The 17,057-nt window shown below is 70.2% G+C and carries 12 protein-coding genes and 1 tRNA gene; 7 read left to right on the top strand and 6 right to left on the bottom strand.

Translation table 11 applies throughout. From position 1 onward, the window contains the following. The first annotated feature begins 20 nt into the window (after positions 1-20). On the top strand, positions 21-3,986 hold the full coding sequence (gene hrpA / locus ABT118_RS00940) for an ATP-dependent RNA helicase HrpA (protein ID WP_502884443.1): 3,966 nt from the start codon (positions 21-23) through the stop codon (positions 3,984-3,986). Positions 3,987-4,077: 91 nt separating this feature from the next. After that, a tRNA-Asp gene (locus tag ABT118_RS00935) sits at positions 4,078-4,151 on the top strand. 355 nt (positions 4,152-4,506) lie between these two features. On the opposite strand, the gene bldC is transcribed toward ABT118_RS00935, so the two are convergent. Both bldC and ABT118_RS00925 read right to left on the bottom strand, forming a co-directional pair. Next, positions 4,507-4,713: a developmental transcriptional regulator BldC gene (gene bldC / locus ABT118_RS00930; RefSeq protein WP_014137253.1), complete on the bottom strand. Its 207-nt coding sequence runs from the start codon at positions 4,711-4,713 to the stop codon at positions 4,507-4,509. A gap of 522 nt (positions 4,714-5,235) precedes the next feature. Further along, entirely contained in the window at positions 5,236-6,111 is an 876-nt protein-coding gene (locus ABT118_RS00925; protein ID WP_350644013.1) for a DUF8083 family protein, read from the bottom strand. Positions 6,112-6,263: 152 nt separating this feature from the next. Between ABT118_RS00925 and ABT118_RS00920 the strand changes: the two genes are divergently transcribed. Both ABT118_RS00920 and ABT118_RS00915 read left to right on the top strand, forming a co-directional pair. Continuing rightward, positions 6,264-7,424, top strand: coding sequence for a Glu/Leu/Phe/Val dehydrogenase dimerization domain-containing protein (locus tag ABT118_RS00920; protein WP_502884442.1), 1,161 nt, complete (start codon positions 6,264-6,266; stop codon positions 7,422-7,424). A gap of 358 nt (positions 7,425-7,782) precedes the next feature. Beyond that, positions 7,783-8,034 (top strand): DUF3073 family protein, encoded by a 252-nt coding sequence (locus ABT118_RS00915; protein WP_057234333.1) that lies wholly within the window; start codon positions 7,783-7,785, stop codon positions 8,032-8,034. A 121-nt stretch (positions 8,035-8,155) separates the two neighbouring features. Here the strand turns inward: ABT118_RS00915 and purM are convergent, their stop codons facing one another. The 3 genes from purM to ABT118_RS00900 form a co-directional block, all read right to left on the bottom strand. Next, positions 8,156-9,244: a phosphoribosylformylglycinamidine cyclo-ligase gene (gene purM, locus ABT118_RS00910; RefSeq protein ID WP_350644012.1), complete on the bottom strand. Its 1,089-nt coding sequence runs from the start codon at positions 9,242-9,244 to the stop codon at positions 8,156-8,158. A 58-nt stretch (positions 9,245-9,302) separates the two neighbouring features. Then, the gene (gene purF / locus ABT118_RS00905; RefSeq protein ID WP_350644011.1) at positions 9,303-10,877 is read right to left on the bottom strand and encodes an amidophosphoribosyltransferase; all 1,575 of its coding nucleotides are present in this window, start codon (positions 10,875-10,877) and stop codon (positions 9,303-9,305) included. A 219-nt stretch (positions 10,878-11,096) separates the two neighbouring features. Beyond that, a complete protein-coding gene (locus ABT118_RS00900) occupies positions 11,097-11,921 on the bottom strand; it encodes a diacylglycerol kinase (RefSeq protein ID WP_350644010.1) in 825 nt (274 codons plus the stop codon). Between the two features lie 126 nt (positions 11,922-12,047). Between ABT118_RS00900 and ABT118_RS00895 the strand changes: the two genes are divergently transcribed. The 3 genes from ABT118_RS00895 to ABT118_RS00885 all read left to right on the top strand — a co-directional run bounded on the left by ABT118_RS00895 (position 12,048) and on the right by ABT118_RS00885 (position 15,266). Further along, on the top strand, positions 12,048-13,331 hold the full coding sequence (locus ABT118_RS00895; protein ID WP_350644009.1) for an adenylosuccinate synthase: 1,284 nt from the start codon (positions 12,048-12,050) through the stop codon (positions 13,329-13,331). 105 nt (positions 13,332-13,436) lie between these two features. Beyond that, positions 13,437-14,030, top strand: a complete 594-nt coding sequence (locus ABT118_RS00890) for a GNAT family N-acetyltransferase (RefSeq protein WP_350644008.1) — start codon at positions 13,437-13,439, stop codon at positions 14,028-14,030. Between the two features lie 87 nt (positions 14,031-14,117). Continuing rightward, positions 14,118-15,266, top strand: a complete 1,149-nt coding sequence (locus ABT118_RS00885) for an acyltransferase family protein (protein ID WP_350644007.1) — start codon at positions 14,118-14,120, stop codon at positions 15,264-15,266. Here ABT118_RS00885 and ABT118_RS00880 read toward each other — a convergent pair. Next, the gene (locus ABT118_RS00880; protein WP_350644006.1) at positions 15,214-17,028 is read right to left on the bottom strand and encodes an NHL domain-containing thioredoxin family protein; all 1,815 of its coding nucleotides are present in this window, start codon (positions 17,026-17,028) and stop codon (positions 15,214-15,216) included. The genes ABT118_RS00885 and ABT118_RS00880 overlap by 53 nt on opposite strands. Positions 17,029-17,057 lie beyond the last annotated feature (29 nt).

The following is a 17,057-nucleotide window of genomic DNA, read 5'->3' as shown; positions in this document are numbered from 1 at the left end:
CTCCTTGCGAACCTAGAGGGATGTCCGCAGTGAGTTCTCCCCAAGCCCAGCCCACCGAGGTACCCACCGTCGGGGAGCTGGCCGCTCGGCTGCCCGAGCTGACACTGCGTGACCAGCAGCGGATCGGCCGCCGGCTGGACGGCGCGCGCCGGGTCCGGAAGCCGGAGGCCCGCGACAAGATCGCGGCCGAACTGGTGAAGGAGATCGACCGGGCCGAACTCCGGGTCGAACAGCGCCGGAACGCGGTGCCGGAGATCACGTACCCGGCCGAGCTGCCGGTCAGCCAGAAGAAGGACGACATCCTGGCGGCGATCCGGGACCACCAGGTGGTGATCGTCGCGGGTGAGACCGGCTCCGGCAAGACCACCCAGATCCCGAAGATCTGTCTGGAGCTGGGCCGCGGGGTGAAGGGCCTGATCGCCCACACCCAGCCCCGCCGGATCGCCGCCCGCACGGTGGCCGAGCGGGTGGCCGAGGAGCTGCACACGCCGCTCGGCGAGGCGGTCGGCTGGAAGGTCCGCTTCACCGACCAGGTCGGCCCGGACACCCTGGTGAAGCTGATGACGGACGGCATCCTGCTGGCCGAGATCCAGACCGACCGGGAGCTCCGCCAGTACGACACCCTGATCATCGACGAGGCGCACGAGCGCAGCCTCAACATCGACTTCATCCTCGGGTACGTCAAACAGCTGCTGCCGCGCCGTCCCGACCTCAAGGTGATCATCACCTCGGCGACCATCGACCCGGAGCGGTTCGCCAACCACTTCGGCGACGCCCCGATCATCGAGGTCTCCGGCCGCACCTATCCCGTCGAGGTCCGCTACCGCCCGATCCTGGAGGAGGGCGAGGAGGACACCGACGTCGACCGCGACCGCGACCAGGTGCAGGCCATCTGCGAGGCCGCCCAGGAGCTGCAGGCCGAGGGCCCCGGCGACATCCTGGTCTTCCTCTCCGGCGAGCGGGAGATCCGCGACACCGCCGACGCGCTCAACAAGCTCAACCTCAAGTTCACCGAGGTGCTGCCGCTCTACGCCCGGCTCAGCTCGGCCGAGCAGCACCGGGTGTTCCAGCGCTCCAACTCCCGCCGGATCGTGCTGGCCACCAACGTGGCCGAGACCAGCCTCACCGTCCCCGGCATCAAGTACGTGATCGACCCGGGCACGGCCAGGATCTCCCGCTACAGCCACCGCACCAAGGTGCAGCGGCTGCCGATCGAGGCGGTCAGCCAGGCCAGCGCCAACCAGCGCAAGGGCCGCTGCGGCCGCACCTCGGACGGCATCTGCGTCCGGCTGTACTCGGAGGAGGACTTCCTCGCCCGCCCCGAGTTCACCGACGCGGAGATCCTGCGCACCAACCTGGCCTCGGTCATCCTGCAGATGACCGCCGCCGGCCTCGGCGACATCGCCGCCTTCCCGTTCCTCGACCCGCCGGACTCCCGCAACATCAAGGACGGCGTCAACCTGCTGCACGAGCTGGGCGCGCTCGACCCGGCCGAGAAGGACCACCGCAAGCGGCTCACCCCGCTCGGCCGCAAGCTGGCCCAGCTGCCGCTCGACCCGCGGATGGCCCGGATGGTGATCGAGGCCGACCGCCTCGGCTGCGTCCGGGACGTGATGGTGATCGCCGCCGCGCTCTCCATCCAGGACCCGCGCGAGCGCCCGGCCGAGAAGCGCCAGGCGGCCGACGAGCGGCACCGCCGCTTCAACTCGGAGACCTCGGACTTCCTGGCCTTCCTGTCGATGTGGCGGTACGTCAAGGAGCAGCAGAAGGAGCTCTCCTCTTCGGCCTTCCGCCGGATGTGCAAGTCCGAGTTCCTGAACTACCTGCGGATACGGGAGTGGCAGGACATCTACACCCAGCTGCGCACCGTGGCCAAGCAACTCGGCGTCAGCATGGAGGAGCCGCACCCGGACGCCGAGCCGGACGCCGACCGGATCCACCAGGCGCTGCTCTCCGGGCTGCTCTCGCACCTGGGCCTGTTCGACGTGGAGAAGCGCGAGTACGCCGGCGCCCGGGCGGCCCGGTTCGCGGTCTTCCCCGGCTCGGGGCTGTTCAAGAAGCCGCCGCGCTGGGTGATGTCGGCCGAGCTGGTGGAGACCTCCCGGCTGTGGGCCCGGATCAACGCCAAGATCGAGCCCGAGTGGGTCGAGCCACTGGCCGGGCACCTGATCAAGAAGAGCTACAGCGAGCCGCACTGGGAGAAGAAGGCCGGCGCCGTGCTGGCGTACGAGAAGGTGACCCTGTACGGGATGCCGATCGTCGCCCAGCGGAAGATCAACTACGGGAAGATCGACCAGGAGCTCTGCCGCGAGCTGTTCATCCGGAACGCGCTGGTCGAGGGCGACTGGGAGACGCACCACCGCTTCTGGGGCGAGAACCGCCAACTGCTCAGCGAGGTCGCCGAGCTGGAGAACCGGGCCCGCCGCCGGGACATCCTGGTGGACGACCAGACCCTGTTCGACTTCTACGACGCCCGGCTGCCGGAGGAGATCGTCTCCACCCGGCACTTCGACGCCTGGTGGAAGCAGGCCCGGCACGACCAGCCGGACCTGCTGAACTTCGAGAAGTCGATGCTGATCAACGACTCGGCGGACGGCGTCACCGAGGCGGACTACCCGGACCACTGGCAGCAGGGCAAGCTCCGGTTCAAGCTGACCTACCAGTTCGAGCCCGGCAGCGACGCGGACGGCGTCACCGTGCACATCCCGCTCCCGGTGCTCAACCAGGTCACCGCCGAGGGCTTCGACTGGCAGATCCCGGGCCTGCGGACCGAGCTGGTCACCGCGTACATCCGCGCGCTGCCCAAGGCGATCCGGCGCAACTTCGTCCCCGCCCCGGACTTCGCCGCCAAGGCACTGCGGCTGGTGAAGGACCGTCAGGAGCCGCTGCTGCCCACCCTGGAGCACATCCTGAAGCGGATGTCGGCGATCACCATCCCGCCGGAGGCCTGGGACGACGAACGCGTCCCGGACCACCTGCGGATCACCTTCCGGGTGGTGGACGGCAAGAAGAAGCTGGCCGAGTCCAAGGACCTGGAGGACCTGCGGCTCAAGCTCAAGCCCAAGCTCAAGGAGACCCTCTCCTCGGCCGCCTCGGGCCAGGGCATCGAGCGCACCGGCCTGACCGGCTGGCCGGCCGACCTGCCCGCCCTCCAGCGGACCTTCGAGCAGCGCTCGCGCGGCCACTCGCTGCGCGCGTACCCGGCCCTGGTGGACGAGGGCGACTCGGTGGCGATCCGGCTCTTCGACACCCCCGAGGCCCAGCAGCAGGCGATGTGGGCCGGCACCCGGCGGCTGCTGATGCTGAGCATCAACTCCCCCGCCAAGGCGATCCAGCAGCGGCTCGGCAACCAGGCCAAGCTGGCGCTCTCGTACAGCCCGCACGGGTCGATCCCGGCCCTGTTCGAGGACATCGTGGCGGCCGCCACCGACCGGCTGATGACCCTGCACGGCGGCCCGGCCTGGGACGAGCCGTCCTTCACCAAGCTGTACGACAAGGTCCGGGCCGACCTGTACGAGCTGTCCGCCGACACCACGCTGAAGACCGCCACCGCGCTGATCGCCTTCCACAAGGCGTCCAACCGACTGAAGAGCGTCTCCAGCCCGGTGCTGCTGACGGCGGTCAACGACGTCCGGCTGCACCTGGCCTCGCTGGTGCACCCCGGCTTCGTCACCGCCACCGGCTGGCAGCGGCTGGCCGACCTGAAGCGCTACCTGCTCGCGGTCGACCGCCGGCTGGAGGCGCTGCCCAACCACCCGCAGCGCGACCTGCTGCACCTGCACAAGGTCCAGCAGGTGCAGGACGCCTACGGCGAGCTGCTCGCCAAGGTCCCGGCCGGCCGGGAGCCCTCGGCCGAGCTGCGGGCGATCCGCTGGATGGTCGAGGAACTCCGGGTGAGCTTCTTCGCCCAGGGCCTCGGTACCCCGACGCCCATTTCGGAGAAGCGGATCCTGAAGGCGATGGAGGCGGCCGCGGCGGGGCTGTGACGCTGGTTCGACCGCAGGGGCCGGTATGCAGTACGATCTGTCTTGTTCGCGAGCGGGAGCAGACGAACAAGACAGATCGCAGTAACAATCTGGTCCTGTGGAGCAGTTGGTTAGCTCGCCACCCTGTCAAGGTGGAGGTCGCGGGTTCAAGTCCCGTCAGGATCGCCGTACCGAGGAGGCTCGGAGCCGTCAGGCTCCGGGCCTCCTTGCGTTCCCGGACGCCGCCGCTGACCGGGCGTCAGCCGCTACGTCAGTGCAGGTCTAGACCACAAGATAACGTCACTGTGATGGTCGTCACTTATCTTTTCTTGAGACCGGACACTCCGACCCCCTCCTCAGGGGGCTCTGATTTAATATGTAAAATTGCACATGCAATTCCTCATTTCTCCCCCACCTCACACCAGCCCCAATAGGAACACTGCATTCCGGACATGCCGAAAGGGGCTGCATCCCTGACCCGGCGGAGTCAGGGATGCAGCCCCTTGCGGTGAGCTGTCGAAAAGGCCCGTCAGGGGCCTTCTCAGGCTTCGGTGCGCTGCGCCGGAATACCGGCCAGCAGTGCGCGCACCTCCGCCTCGCGGTACCGGCGGTGACCGCCGAGAGTGCGGATGGACGTGAGCTTGCCCGCCTTGGCCCAGCGAGTGACCGTCTTGGGGTCAACGCGGAACATGGTGGCGACCTCTGCCGGCGTCAGCAGGGGCTCGGCGTCAGGGGTACGAGCGGTCATGAGCGGCCTCCTCGGGAGAACCGAACCAGGGCGGTTCTATCCTTCAAATTCTGCACCTTGGCCCGCGATGCCCGAAATGGCATAGACGGGCCGAGTCGGTAATAGGACGAACGGCTTGTCCTGGTGTCTACAACTACACCATTCGTCCAGCCCCATCGGCCAAACCGCCAAAATTGACCCCTCACGGGTTCAAGAGCGACGGATGGCCATGGACCGTCCCATAGCGGACAGTCACCTATCGGTGACAAGCGGTTATGAGAGGACCAGACCCTTCGTTTCCCCGCAAAACAGGCACGGCTCCCAGGTCCACTCAAAAGTGGATACATCTGAGTGAACTTGGGCTGGTTGTCCCATTTTTACACATAGGCGTAAGTAAGCGTCAACGGTGAGTAGTGTCACGTTCGCGGGGTATTGACCCGAACCGGGACCTTCGTCCCGGACCCGTGCCCCAAAGGTCCCAACCATCATCGCCCGGTGCACTGACACCGGTGCCCGCCGGTGCCCGCCAGTGCCGATCTGCCGTCAGCTCGCGTAGCGGAGCGCGTGCACCCGCCGCCAGCGCTCGGTCACCGTCTCGTACATCCGGGCCGCCTCCCGGCCGTCCCCGGCCCGCAGCGCGGCCACCCCCGCCTCGATCTCGCCGACCGAGTCCTCCTCCGCCAGGCCGGTGCCCAGCAGGTGCACCAGGCCGCCGTAGTCCAGCTCCACCAGCGAGCGCGGGTGGAACTCCTCCAGCCACCGCCCCAGCTCCTCCACCCCGCTGGCCAGCGCCCCGCTCGGGACCCGCTCGCGCAACGCCCGGTAACCCCGGGCCACCCGGCGGCGGGCCTGCGCCATCGGGGTCAGGTAGAACAGCGCGGCCGGCCGGTCCGCCGGGCCGGCCGGCAGGAAGCAGCGGTCCTCGGTGCCGAAGGGCAGGAACCAGCGCACCGGCACCTCCCAACGGTTCGTCAGGATCCACGGCCGGTCCTCCGGATGGGCCGCCCGCCAGCGCTCCCGGTCCGCCTGCGCCGCCGCCCGGACCACCGGCGGCAGCACGGTGTCCAGCAGCGCCACCGGCAGCGACCCGGCCAGCTCCTCCATCGCCTGCCAGCTGCGCAGCCTGGTCGCCCACGGACAGACGTACGTCACCCCGTCCAGCACCCGGACGAAGGCCCGCTCGCTCTCCCGCTCCGGCAGCGCCCGCGGCGTGCTGGCCAGCAGCTCGGCCAGCGCGCCCCGCTGCTCGGCCAGCACCGCCGGGGCCACCGCCTGGGCGGCCTCCACGGCGTCCGGGCCGTAGCGGGCCGCGTAGGCCTGCCAGCGGGCCCGTTCCGGGGCCGGATAGGCCGCCAGCGGCTCGTACACCCGTAGATGGGCGGCGTAGGGCGGAAGCACCGAAGTACGCACAGCGGTCACGCCCAGAATCGTCGCACGAGCGAGCTGACGGAGTACCCCGGACGGGGACTGAATCGTTGTCCCGAGGGGCAGAACGGGCCGGAGCCCCAGGACTAGGCTTCCCTCAGGCGCCCACACCACAGCAGTGGGCCACAGATACTGGAGTCACCACAGTGACCGACGTACAGACCGTGTCCGCTTCGCACCCCGCACCCGGCGTGCTCGGCAGGATCTTCCGTACCGAGCACGACGGCGCGCCCGGCGACGGCCACGAGCAGGTCGTGCTCTGCCACGACCGCAGCTCCGGCCTGAAGGCGATCATCGCCATCCACTCGACCGCCCTCGGCCCGGCCCTGGGCGGCACCCGCTTCTTCCCGTACGCCTCCGAGGAGGCGGCGCTGGAGGACGCGCTCAACCTCTCCCGCGGGATGAGCTACAAGAACGCGCTGGCCGGGCTCGACCTCGGCGGCGGCAAGGCCGTCATCATCGGCGACCCCGGCAAGGACAAGAACGAGGCGATGCTGCGCGCCTACGGGCGCTTCGTGCAGTCGCTGCACGGCCGCTACGTGACCGCCTGCGACGTGGGCACCTACGTGCAGGACATGGACGTGGTGGCCCGGGAGTGCGACTACGTGACCGGCCGCTCGCCGGAGAACGGCGGCGCCGGGGACTCCTCCGTGCTGACCGCCTTCGGCGTCTTCCAGGGCATGCGGGCCTCGGCCCAGGCCCGCTGGGGCCAGCCGACCCTGCGCGGCCGCCGGGTCGGCGTCGCGGGCGTCGGCAAGGTCGGCCACTACCTGGTCGGCCACCTGGTCGCGGACGGCGCCACCGTGGTGGTCACCGACGTCTCCGAGGCGGCCGTGAACCGGGTCCGCGCGGCCCACCCGGACGTGGAGGTGGTCGCGGACACCGCGGCCCTGCTGCAGGCCCGGCTGGACGTCTACGCCCCCTGCGCGCTCGGCGCGGCGCTGGACGACCACACCGTCGGCGCGCTCGGCGCGGCCGGCACCTCGGTGGTCTGCGGCGCGGCCAACAACCAGCTGGCCCACCCGGGCGTGGAGAAGGACCTGGCCGGCCGCGGCATCCTCTACGCGCCCGACTACCTGGTGAACTCCGGCGGCGTGATCCAGGTCGCCGACGAGATCAACGGCTTCAACTTCGACCGGGCCAAGACCAAGGCCACGAAGATCTTCGACACCACCCTGGAGATCTTCACCCGGGCCGCCTCCGACGGCGTGCCCCCGGCGGTCGCCGCCGACCGGCTCGCGGAGAAGCGGATGCGCGAGATCAGCGCGCTCCGCTCGGTGCTGCTGCCGGGCGCCCGGAAGAGCTGACGTGCGCGCGGGGGAGGTCCGCCTCCCCCGCATCACGATGTGGAACCGGATTCTCGATTGATAGCCCGAACGGGCGATCCCGGGCCCCCGGTCGGGGGATAATCGGTCCCGGAACAACCGGCCTGGGCAGGCCCTGAACAGCCTGCGAAAGCCCGAAAATCCCCTCGTGACCTGGAAGGACCTGGTTTCGGGGGGTGGCAGTGCGCGCCACGTCACACCGGCGACGTACCGTTCGGCGGCGGAAACAGGTACCGTTAATGCTCCAAGGGACGGTTCTCCCACTTCGGGCAGACCGCTCCTGATCATGTACAGGTGTCAGACTCGGGGCCGCGAGCCCCATCGTTGAGGGGGTCGACCCATGGGGCGCGGCCGGGCCAAGGCCAAGCAGACGAAGGTCGCCCGCGAGCTGAAGTACAACGGCGGCGGCTTTGACGCCAACCGTCTGTCCAGCGAGCTGGGTGTATCGCCCTCCACCGCTTCGATCAAGCCAGAGCCGATCGAAGAAGAGGAAGAGGACGATCCCTACGCGGCGTATGCAGACCTCTACGCCGACGAGGATGACGACGCGGAAGCGGACGCGGGCAGCAGCCAGTCCCGCCGCCGCGCGTAGGACGAGTCCGACCTGACCGGCTCGGCACCCCAGGGTGCCGAGCCGGTCTTCGGCGTTCTCCGCACCCGGTCGTCCCCGGACATGCCTGAGGGCCCCCGGAGGGGCCCTCAGGAGCACGGCCTCAGCCGAGCTGGAAGCCGTCGTACGCGTTGTAGAGGGTCGCGGCGTCACCGTGCTCGTCGGTGCGGTCCACGATGTCGCCCAGCAGCCAGGCCTCGACGTCGCGGTCCTCCAGGATCGCGAGCACCGTGTCGACCGACTCCGGCGGGACCACGGCGACCATGCCGACGCCCATGTTCAGCGTCTTCTCGATCTCCAGGGCGGCCATGCTGCCGACCTTGGCCACGGTCTGGAAGACCGGCAGCGGGGACCAGGTGCCCCGGTCCAGCCGGGCGTGCAGGCCGGTCGGGATGACCCGGGCCAGGTTGGCCGCCAGGCCGCCGCCGGTGACGTGCGAGAAGGCGTGGATCTCGGTCGCCCGGGTGAGCGCCAGGCAGTCCAGCGAGTAGATCCTGGTCGGCTCCAGCAGCTCCTCGCCGAGGGTGCGGCCGAACTCCTCGACCTGGCGGTCGAGCTTCCAGCCGGCCTGGTTCAGCAGCACGTGCCGGACCAGCGAGTAGCCGTTCGAGTGCAGACCCGAGGCGGCCATCGCGATCACCACGTCGCCGGCCCGGACCCGCTCCGCGCCGAGCAGCGCGTCCGCCTCGACCACACCGGTGCCGGCGCCCGCGACGTCGTACTCGTCCGGGCCCAGCAGGCCCGGGTGCTCGGCGGTCTCGCCGCCGACCAGCGCACAGCCGGCCAGCACGCAGCCCTCGGCGATGCCCTTGACGATCGCCGCGACCCGCTCCGGCACGACCTTGCCGACGCAGATGTAGTCGGTCATGAAGAGCGGCTCGGCGCCGCAGACCACCAGGTCGTCGACGACCATGCCGACCAGGTCGTGGCCGATCGTGTCGTGCTTGTCCATCGCCTGCGCGATGGCGACCTTCGTCCCGACCCCGTCGGTGGCGGAGGCCAGCAGCGGGCGCTCGTAGCGCTTGAAGGCGGAGGCGTCGAAGAGCCCGGCGAAACCGCCGAGTCCGCCGACCACCTCGGGGCGGTCGGCCTTCTTCACCCACTGCTTCATGAGCTCGACGGCGCGGTCGCCCGCCTCGATGTCGACACCTGCGGCGGCATAGGTGGCGCCGCTGCTCTGGTTGCTGGTCACTGCTGACGGCCCTCTCGGGTCGGGGGTGTGGAGGAACTAGGGGCGGTCGGACCCGCCCCTACGGGCGCCGCAGCGCGTCGGTCGCGCCGTGGCCGCCGAGCAGGGACTGGACACCGTCCAGGTCCGAGCCCTTGGTGCGGACCGCGGGCTGCTGCTTGCCGCCGGCGATCTCGGCCTCGAGCAGCAGCTTGCCGAGCAGCGCCGGGTCCGGCAGCTCCATCGGGTAGACGCCGTCGAAGCAGGCCCGGCAGAGCCGGTCCTTGGGGATCGTGGTGGCCTCGATCATGGCGTCGATCGAGATGTAGGCGAGCGAGTCCGCGCCGAGCGTGCGGCCGATCTCCTCGACCGTCATGCCGTTGGCGATCAGCTCCGCGCGGGTGGCGAAGTCGATGCCGAAGAAGCACGGCCACTTGACCGGCGGCGAGGAGATCCGGATGTGGACCTCGGCGGCGCCCGCCTCGCGGAGCATCCGGACCAGCGCGCGCTGGGTGTTGCCGCGGACGATCGAGTCGTCCACGACCACCAGGCGCTTGCCCTGGATGACCTCGCGCAGCGGGTTCAGCTTGAGCCGGATGCCGAGCTGGCGGATCGTCTGGCTGGGCTGGATGAAGGTGCGGCCCACGTAGGCGTTCTTCACCAGGCCGGAGCCGTACGGGATGCCGCTGGCCTCGGCGTACCCGATCGCGGCGGGGGTGCCGGACTCGGGAGTGGCTATCACCAGGTCGGCCTCGACCGGGGCTTCCTTCGCCAGCTTGCGGCCCATCTCCACCCGGGAGAGGTGCACGTTGCGGCCGGCGATGGAGGTGTCGGGGCGGGCCAGGTAGACGTACTCGAAGACGCAGCCCTTGGGCTTGGCCTCGGCGAAGCGCGAGGTGCGCATGCCGTTCTCGTCGATGGCGATCAGCTCGCCGGGCTCGACCTCGCGGATGAAGGACGCGCCGCAGATGTCGAGGGCCGCCGTCTCGGAGGCCACCACCCAGCCGCGCTCCAGCCGGCCGAGCACCAGCGGGCGGATGCCCTGCGGGTCACGGGCCGCGTAGAGGGTGTGCTCGTCCATGAAGACCAGCGAGAACGCGCCCTTGACCTTGGGCAGGATCTGCTTGGCGGTCTCCTCGATGGAGAGCTCGGGGTGGCCCGCGAGCAGCGCCGTCACCAGGTCGGTGTCGTTGGTCGCGGCCGAGCGGCCGGAGCGCGAGACGTGCTCCTCGCCCGGCAGTGCGGCCACCATCTCGGCGAGCTCGGCGGTGTTGACCAGGTTTCCGTTGTGGCCGAGGGCCAGCGAACCGTGAACGGTCGCCCGGAAGGTCGGCTGGGCGTTCTCCCAGACCGAGGACCCGGTGGTCGAGTAGCGGGCATGTCCGACGGCGATATGACCGTGCAGCGAACCCAGGGAGGCCTCGTCGAAGACCTGGGAGACAAGCCCCATGTCCTTGAAGACGAGAATCTGGGCTCCGTTGCTGACTGCGATGCCCGCGGATTCCTGTCCGCGGTGCTGCAGGGCATAGAGGCCGAAGTACGTGAGCTTTGCGACCTCCTCGCCGGGAGCCCAGACACCGAAGACGCCGCAAGCGTCCTGGGGGCCTTTCTCACCGGGAAGAAGATCGTGGTTGAGTCGTCCGTCTCCACGTGGCACGCCTTCGAGTCTAGGGCAGTTCCGTACGCCTTCCCGAACAGCGGCCGGGCGCGGAATTGGCCGATCCGATAGCGACGCGCGTAGACAAAACCCCTTACCCGCCCGGGGGTTTTCCGGGCAACAATTCGTTGAATGCGCGTCGGGCCTTGTCGCACCCGGACTGCGGCCCGTTTCGGCAGCTGACGGTCCGTCGGACAGCGGGCCCGGACGTGACGCTGCTCACGCGGCCGGCAGCAGCAGCTGCCAGACCCCCGGGTGCACCGTCCAGACCCTGGCCCGGACCGGGCCGACCCGGCAGCCGTCCGCCTCGTAGCCGAAGCCCCGTCCGGCCACCGCGAGCCGGGCCGCCCTGACCGTCCGCTCGCCGTCGGCCGACCGGAGCAGCAGCTCCATCTCGCCGGAGCCGGCCGCGAGGGTGATCCGGAGCCCGTGCACCGGCTCGTGCACGTCGATCAGCAGCCGGCCGTCCGCCTCGACCCGGAGCCGGGGCTCGTCCGATCCGAGTGGGGTCCCCTGCTCGGCCGCAGCCAGTTTCGCCCATAGCGAACGCAGCCCGCCGGTCCTGGGCCGGCCGTGCCCGTGGATCCCGACCGCGCCGAGCACCACCCCGCCGCCGTCGTCCACCAGCAGGTCGAGCTTGCGGGCGGTGCCGTTCAGCACCGCCCTGGCCGCCGCCACCGGCTGGACCGGAACGCCGAGTGAACGCCCGGTGGCGACCGCCTCCGGCCGGCCGACCGGAACCAGGCCGACCGGGTCGGTGCCCAGCTCACGCTGTCGGTGCAGGGCCTGCAGCACTCGTTGCAACGCCAGATCGGACCCGATCACGACCGGTCGGCGACGGCCTCGATGCGCAAGGACACGGTCGAGTTCGGACGGACTCTCGGGCAGCGCCACCTTCACGTCCGCGCCCCCGCAGAGCACGTCGCGGGCGATCCGGACCGACTCGCCGTCGGCCCGCCGGGCCGCCGGGTCGAGCAGGACCAGGAGCTGACCAGGGGCGTCCGGGTCGACGGCGCGGTCTTCGGGCGTGGACAGCGACGACACGACCGGTCCTTCCTCAGGTAATCTCTCGGTGCAAGAGCCCCTTGCGCTATTGCGCCAGGGGCTTCGTCTATCTCGGGGCAGACTGCGGCCTACGCAGGATGCCCCAACCGGAAGGGGTGTACGCCTGTGCCGGCACTCGTGCTCGTTGGTGCCCAGTGGGGAGACGAGGGCAAGGGGAAGGCGACGGACCTCCTCGGCGGCTCCGTCGACTACGTCGTTCGCTACCAGGGCGGCAACAACGCCGGTCACACGGTGGTCATCGGCGACCAGAAGTACGCCCTGCACCTGCTGCCTTCCGGCATTCTCAGCCCGAATGTGACGCCGGTGATCGGCAACGGTGTGGTGATCGACCCGGGCGTGCTGCTCTCCGAGCTGGCCGGCCTGAACGATCGCGGCATCGACACCTCGAAGCTGCTGATCTCGGGCAACGCCCACCTGATCACGCCGTACCACCGCACCCTGGACAAGGTCACCGAGCGCTTCCTCGGCAAGCGCCGGATCGGTACCACCGGGCGCGGTATCGGCCCGACCTACGCGGACAAGATCAACCGCGTCGGCATCCGGGTCCAGGACCTCTTCGACGAGTCGATCCTGATCCAGAAGGTCGAAGCGGCGCTGCACGACAAGAACCAGCTGCTGGTCAAGCTCTACAACCGCCGCGCCATCCCGGCCGACCTGGTGGTCCAGGAGTACCTCGGCTACGCCGACAAGCTCCGCCCCTTCCTGGCCGACACCACGCTGGTGCTGGACCAGGCGCTGAAGGCGAACAAGGTCGTCCTGCTGGAGGGCGGCCAGGGCACCCTGCTGGACGTCGACCACGGCACGTACCCCTTCGTCACCTCGTCGAACCCGACCGCCGGCGGTGCCTGCACCGGTGCCGGCATCGGCCCGACGAAGATCGACCGGGTCATCGGCATCCTGAAGGCGTACACCACCCGGGTCGGCTCGGGCCCGTTCCCGACCGAGCTGCTGGACGCCGACGGCGAGGCGCTGCGGCGGATCGGCGGCGAGCGCGGTGTGACCACCGGCCGCGACCGGCGCTGCGGCTGGTTCGACGCGGTGATCGCGCGGTACGCGACCCGGGTCAACGGCCTGACCGACTTCTTCCTCACCAAGCTGGACGTGCTGACCGGCTGGGAGCAGATCCCGGTCTGCGTCGCGTACGAGATCGACGGCAAGCGCGTCGAGGAGCTCCCGTACAACCAGTCGGACTTCCACCACGCGAAGCCGATCTACGAGAACCTCCCCGGCTGGACCGAGGACATCTCGAAGGCGCAGACCTTCGCCGACCTGCCGAAGAACGCGCAGGCCTACGTGAAGGCGCTGGAGGAGATGTCCGGCGCGCCGATCTCGGCGATCGGTGTCGGCCCCGGCCGGACCGAGACGATCCAGATCAACTCGTTCATCTGATCGGGTAGTCGAGCAAGGAGGGCCCCGCCTGTGGCGGGGCCCTTTGCTTTGCACTAGTACAGATATTGATTGCGCCTAGTGCAAAGCATGGCTATGTTCTGGGACATGACCGCGAAGCTTCCCGCACCCGTTGTCCTGACCGGCCGGCACGTCCGGCTGGAGCCGCTCACCACCGCCCACGCGCCCGAGCTCTTCGAGGCGGCCGGCGGCGACGAGGAGGTGTTCCGCTGGATCCCGGTGGCGATCCCGACCACCGAGGCCGAGATGGCCGCCAACCTCACCGCCCGGCTGGCCGACCCCTCCTGCCTCCCGTTCGCGGTGATCCGGCTGAGCACCGGCAAGGCGGTCGGGATCACCTGCTACTACGACGCCGACGCGGAGTGCGAGAGCCTGGAGATCGGCGGCACCTGGTACGGGCGGTCGGCCTGGCGCTCCGAGGTCAACACGGAGTCGAAGCTGCTGCTCCTGCACCACGCCTTCGACGAGTTGGGCATGGGCCGGGTCTGCTGGAAGACCGACCACCTCAACGAGCGCTCGCAGAACGCGATCAAGCGCCTGGGCGCCCAGTACGAGGGCACCTTCCGCCGGGCCCGCCAGCGCCGGGACGGCAGCTGGCGGGACAGCGTCTACTTCTCGATGCTGGCCGACGAGTGGCCCGCCGCCCGGCAGCGGCTGACGGACCGTCTGGCCGCGGGCTGACTTCCCCGGAGGGGGTCGCGGGCGGACGGTGGCCATCAGCGATGATGTTCCGTCCCTGCCTGTCAGCCCTCAGCCCGGAGCCGCCCCATGCGCACCCTGTCCCATGCCGAGTTCCTCGCCCTGAGGAGATTCGACGCGCTGGACGGACTCCGGGCCGTCGCCGCGGTGATCGTGATCTTCTTTCACTGCGGCGGGGCGAAGACAGCGTTCCTGTCCGGCTGGATCGGGGTGCACATCTTCTTCGTGGTCTCCGGCTTCCTGATCACCACACTGATGCTCCGGGAGAAGGACCGGACCGGACGGATATCGCTGCGCGGCTTCTACCTGCGCCGGATCTTCCGGATCGTGCCGCTGTACTACCTGGTGCTGGCGGCCACCGCAGTGGGCGTCTACCGCTCCGGCTACAGCTGGAGCGTGCTGAGGAACCACCTCCCGCACTTCCTCGGCTTCATGGGCGAGTACCACCTCGCGGGCGACACCCCCTATCTGCACGCCTGGACCATCGGCATCGAGCAGAAGTTCTACCTGGTGTGGCCGCTCGCCCTGGTCCTGGCCAGTGCGGTCTCCCGGAAGCTCCGGGTCCCGCTCGCCGTGGCAGCCATCGTCCTGGCGCTGGTCCCGTGGTCCCCCACCTGGAAGAGCATGGGCATCCACTACTCGGTCCTGCTGACCGGTGCGCTGCTCGCCGTGGTGCTGCACCACCGGCGCGGGTACGCGCTGTTCCGTCCGCTCACCCACCCGTTGGTCGGGGTGGCGGTGCTGGCCGCCTTCCTGGTCCTGCACCTGCACCTGTCGGAGATGACCAAGTACTTCGGCGGCGAGCTGACCGTCATCTTCCTCTACGGCCTCGGCGTCGCCGCGCTGCTGCCCTCGCTGTTCGGCCCCGGCCCCGGCCGCTGGGCGCTCTCGCTGCGCCCGCTGGTCTTCGTCGGCGAGCGCTCCTACGCCCTCTACCTGGTGCAGGCCCTGGCCGTCGGCGTGGTCGCGGTCCTGGCGCCGTGGCTGCCCGGTGGCACACCGCTGTTCGCGACCGCCGTCACGCTGGTCTCCCTGTTCGCCGCCGACGGGCTCTACCGCTGGGTGGAGCAGCCGATGATCGGCAACGGCCGCCGACTGATCAAGTGGCTGGACGGAAGGTTCCCGACCTCCCGCCCAGCCGTACCCGCGCAGTCGGCGGCGGAGCCTACTCCAGACCGGCGAGCACCAGTGGCAGCCGGGTGGCGCCGGTCGGGGTGATCTTCACCGGGACGCCCCAGTCCTGCTGGTGGACGTGGCAGGCCGGGTACTCGATCTCCGGGTCGTCGTCGCAGGAGGCGGCCATGGCGGAGACGTGCAGGACGCCCTCGGTGTGCTGGTCCGAGAGGACCAGTTCACGGGTCAGGTCGCTGTCGGCACCGGCCCCGGAGACCAGCAGCTCGGGCGGGGTGGAGCTGACCAGGAGCCGGGTGGACGGGCCGTAGCGCTCGTCCAGCTTCTGGCCGGTGGGGGCCTGGAAGACCACGTCGAGGCGGAGCGTGCCGGGCGCCACCTCGGTCGCGGCGCGCTGGGTGCGGTGGGCCACCGCGTCGACCCGGACCGCCTCCTCCGGGAGGCGCAGCCGGGTCAGCCGGTGGCGGGCGGATTCGACCACCACGATGTCGTCGTCCACCAGCACCGCGCCGGAGGGCTCGCGCAGGTCGGTGGCCAGGGTGCTGACCTCGCCGGTCGCCGGGTCGAACCGGCGCAGCGCGTGGTTGTAGGTGTCGGCGATCGCGACCGAGCCGTCGGGCAGCACGGTCACCCCGAGCGGGTGCTGGAGCAGGGCCTGGTCGGCCGCGCCGTCCCGGTGGCCGAAGTCGAACAGGCCGGTGCCGACCGCGGTGTGCACCGACTGTGTTTCACGTGAAACCCAGCGCACCGCCGAGGTCTCCGAGTCGGCGACCCAGAGCTTCCCGCCGTCCGCCGAGACGGCCAGGCCGGACGGCTGGGCGAACCAGGCCTCCGCCACCGGGCCGTCCACCAGGCCCTCGTTGGTGGTCCCGGCCGCGACCGCGACCGTGCCGTCGGCCGGGTCGTACGCCCAGAGCTGGTGCACCCCGGCCATCGCGATCCAGACCCGGCCGTCGAAGAAGGCCACGTCCCACGGCGAGGAGAGGTCCACCCCGGTCGCGGGACCGGAGGTCGGCGAGCCCTGCCACCACTGCCGGCCCGTACCGGCCAGCGTGGTCACCGAGCCGTCGGACAGCCGGACCCCGCGCAGCGCGTGGTTGACCGTGTCGGCCACCACCACGTCGTAGCCCAGCCCCTCGGGGGCGAGCGCCAGCCCCTGCGGCTCGCTGAACCTGGGCGCCGTCCCGTCGGTGAACCCGCGCTCGCCGTCGCCGATCCGCCGGACCACGGTCTCGCCGTCCTCGGCCAGCTCGACCAGCGAGTGGTGCCCGGAGTCCGCCACCAGGTAGTGCCCGTCGGGCAGCCGAACCGCCTTGCCGGGGAACTTGAGGTCCCCGGCCACCGGCTCCGGCGCCACGTACGGGCCGTCGCCGCGGCGCAGCGTCCCCTTGGCCGCGTGCTCGGCCTCCAACTCCTCGACCAGCCGGGCGATCGCGTGCGCGTGCCCCTCGCCGGCGTGCTGGGCGACCACGTACCCCTCGGGGTCGACCACCACCAGGGTGGGCCAGGCCCGGACGGCGTACTGCTTCCAGGTCACCAGCTCCGGGTCGTCCAGCACCGGGTGGTGCACCTCGTACCGGGCCACCGCGTCCACCACCGCCTGATGGTCCGCCTCATGGACGAACTTGGGCGAGTGGACGCCGACGATCACCACCGTGTCGCGGTGCTTCTCCTCCAACTCCCGGAGTTCGTCCAGGACATGGAGACAGTTGATGCAGCAGAAGGTCCAGAAGTCGAGGATCAGGATCTTGCCGCGGAAGTCCGCCAGCGACAGGTCCTTGTCGCCGGTGTTCAGCCAGCCGCCCTTCCCCACCAGTTCGGGGGCGCGGACACGTGCACGAGTAGCCATGCCCCAATCAAACCGTACGGAGCGGGTCC

This window comes from Kitasatospora sp. NPDC002040, from assembly GCF_040296785.1.
Classification (GTDB): Bacteria; Actinomycetota; Actinomycetes; order Streptomycetales; family Streptomycetaceae; genus Kitasatospora.
The sequence above is the reverse complement of the archived record's forward strand: the minus strand, read 5'-3'. Positions and strand labels throughout refer to the sequence as shown.

Bases quoted from the DNA above. Each gene is read 5' to 3' on its own strand.
- ABT118_RS00915 (WP_057234333.1), top strand. From the start codon at position 7,783: ATGGGGCGCGGCCGGGCCAAGGCCAAGCAGACGAAGGTCGCCCGCGAG.
- bldC (WP_014137253.1), bottom strand. From the start codon at position 4,713: ATGACCGCTCGTACCCCTGACGCCGAGCCCCTGCTGACGCCGGCAGAG.
- hrpA (WP_502884443.1), top strand. From the start codon at position 21: ATGTCCGCAGTGAGTTCTCCCCAAGCCCAGCCCACCGAGGTACCCACC.
- ABT118_RS00890 (WP_350644008.1), top strand. From the start codon at position 13,437: ATGACCGCGAAGCTTCCCGCACCCGTTGTCCTGACCGGCCGGCACGTC.
- ABT118_RS00885 (WP_350644007.1), top strand. From the start codon at position 14,118: ATGCGCACCCTGTCCCATGCCGAGTTCCTCGCCCTGAGGAGATTCGAC.
- ABT118_RS00880 (WP_350644006.1), bottom strand. From the start codon at position 17,028: ATGGCTACTCGTGCACGTGTCCGCGCCCCCGAACTGGTGGGGAAGGGC.